The sequence below is a fragment of the Vibrio sp. Vb0304 genome (assembly GCF_033338995.1).
Taxonomy (GTDB): domain Bacteria; phylum Pseudomonadota; class Gammaproteobacteria; order Enterobacterales; family Vibrionaceae; genus Vibrio; species Vibrio alginolyticus.
This window is the reverse complement of the sequence record NZ_JAWOTT010000129.1, coordinates 1-1,405: the sequence shown is the minus strand read 5'-3', so window position 1 is coordinate 1,405 and position 1,405 is coordinate 1. Positions and strand designations below refer to the sequence as shown.

The 1,405-nt window shown below is 47.3% G+C and carries 3 protein-coding genes; all 3 read left to right on the top strand.

Annotated elements, in window-relative coordinates:
- Positions 1-262 (top strand): ExbD/TolR family protein (locus R7P35_RS24390; protein WP_318092920.1); only part of this gene is annotated, 262 nt, incomplete at its 5' end.
- Positions 262-882, top strand: coding sequence for an energy transducer TonB (locus tag R7P35_RS24385; protein WP_020834835.1), 621 nt, complete (start codon positions 262-264; stop codon positions 880-882). The genes R7P35_RS24390 and R7P35_RS24385, both read left to right, overlap by 1 nt.
- A partial coding sequence (locus R7P35_RS24380; RefSeq protein ID WP_411978888.1) for a tetratricopeptide repeat protein occupies positions 879-1,405 on the top strand: 527 nt, incomplete at its 3' end. The genes R7P35_RS24385 and R7P35_RS24380, both read left to right, overlap by 4 nt.

Sequence of the window (1,405 nt, the reverse complement as noted above, 5' to 3'; positions counted from 1 at the left end):
CCAAGCATCGAACGTAGTCAGTCAAAAAGACGCAGGTATTTTCATCGCCATTACGGCAGCAAACGATGTATACATCGACAAACGCTTGGTCGATCTGGAACGCGTAGAAGCATCTATTGAGCACCTATTGCTAGACCAGCCAGATGCATCGTTAGTGATTCAGGCTGATGAACACGCTTACAACGGCACCGTTGTGAAAGTGATGGATGCCGCTAAAGGTGCTGGCGTGAAGAACATTGCACTGGCAGCGGAGAAACCTTAATGGGTAGGCTGTTAATTGCGTTACCAGCGTCATTATTGATCGCCGTGAGTTTGTTTAGCTTTATGGCGTGGATGGTCGATAATGGCAATCAACGCGCACCAAAACCGTCTGAGGCAGTGCGTTTTGATATGGTCATGGTTGAAAACGATGCCGATGTGCAGCGTCGTCAACGTTCAGTACCAGAGCAGCCAGAGCCACCTCAAGCACCAGAGCCGATGGAGCTGTCTCAAGCCAACGCGCAAGTTGAGCCGATGAGCCAAGTAACACCGATCAGCGCGCTTGGGTTAAACACGGCGTTAGATGGTATTGCGATTAATGCGCCAAACCTAAAGGGAACCATGGGCAATCAACAAGCGTTACCGCTGTATAAAGTTGAACCTCGTTACCCAAGTAAAGCATTAAAACGCAAGGTTGAAGGCTATGTGATCATGCGCTTTACGATTGACACGACAGGTCGTCCAAAAGACATTGAAGTGATCGATGCAGAGCCAAAGCGTATGTTTGAAAAAGAAGCCATTAGCGCGTTGAAGAAGTGGAAATACCAACCCAAAGTTGAAAATGGTGTGTCGATTGAGCAGTTCGGACAAACCGCAAAAGTGGAGTTCAAATTAGGCAAATGATGAAGAAATTCTTAATCACAACGCTGCTTAGTTTGACCGCAGCCAGTGCGATAGCTCAAGAGCTTAGCCAGTACACCGCATCTAGAGTGCAGCGTGCGCACAGCTTAGCTCAAGAAGAGAAGCTTAAAGAAGCGATCTCAACTCTCGAATCGTTAGACCTATCGCGTGGCTACGATCAAGCGTTTGTTGCTCGTATGCTCGGTATTTTTTATTGGCAGAATGAGCAAGTTAAGCCTGCTATCAAGCAACTGGATTTCGCGGTAAGCAGCGGTTTATTGCAAGACGAGCAAGCGTGGCAAACACGTAAAATGCTAGCGGATATTTTGTTGAATGAACAACAGTTTGCTAAAGCCTTGCCGCACTATTACGAGTTGAGTAAAGCCGTACCTAAAAACCAGAAAGCTCATGAAGTTTGGCTGCGCATCGCACAATCGCATTACCAGTTGAGCCAATGGAATAAAGTGTTATCAGCGATGGGTCGCTACGAGAAGTTTGGTCAGCCGGATGAACTCGGTCCATTGTC